At 44.3% G+C, this 696-nt stretch carries 1 pseudogene; it reads left to right on the top strand.

Annotated features, from left to right (window positions below):
- Positions 1-292 precede the first annotated feature (292 nt).
- Positions 293-696: pseudogene (locus AB4232_RS16025) on the top strand (nodulation protein NfeD); the annotation flags it as partial.

The following is a 696-nucleotide window of genomic DNA, read 5'->3' as shown; positions in this document are numbered from 1 at the left end:
GCAAACGTTTGCTTTGGTTTTTCGTTGTTCGGTTATTTGTAAGATTTATAAAAGTGTTTTTATTGATCGCTTTGTGAATGGATTGTGCTTCGCGTCGCTTGCTTACTTTTGTTAACATTTAATCCATATCTTTGCGTTTTTTCTATACAGATTAATCTGGCTGAAAATGATAAAGCTTGTTGTGGGAAATTTAGCCTGAACTATGCTTAAGGTATCTATTTATTACCAAGATGTTACCTCTGCGCTTTAAATAAAACGTCTATCTAGCATCTCAGTTGTAAGGAGAGGGGCTATGACTTTTATATTAAAGTACTTGTTTGCGTTTCTTCTGTTGTTCAGCTCTGTGTTCGCTCAGGCCGATGATGTCTGGGTGATTGAGGTGAACGGAGGGATAGGTCCGGCGACCAGTGATTACCTCACTAGAGAAATAGAACAAGCTCACGATGAGCAAGCAAAACTCATCATTTTGAAAATGAATACGCCTGGCGGGTTAGATTCGTCGATGCGTGACATTATTCGATCCATCACCACCTCACCGATTCCAGTCGCTACTTGGGTTGGGCCTGCGGGTTCGCGAGCAGCGAGCGCCGGAACCTATATTTTACTTGCCAGCCACGTTGCTTCCATGGCGCCCGGAACTAATCTAGGTGCAGCAACCCCTGTGTCTCTCGGCGGTGGCAAAGCGCCGACTAATCC

The organism is Vibrio sp. 10N.286.46.A8, from assembly GCF_041470165.1.
Classification (GTDB): Bacteria; Pseudomonadota; Gammaproteobacteria; order Enterobacterales; family Vibrionaceae; genus Vibrio; species Vibrio tasmaniensis_A.
Note: the sequence above shows the minus strand (reverse complement) of the source record. Positions and strands in the feature narration are given on the sequence as shown.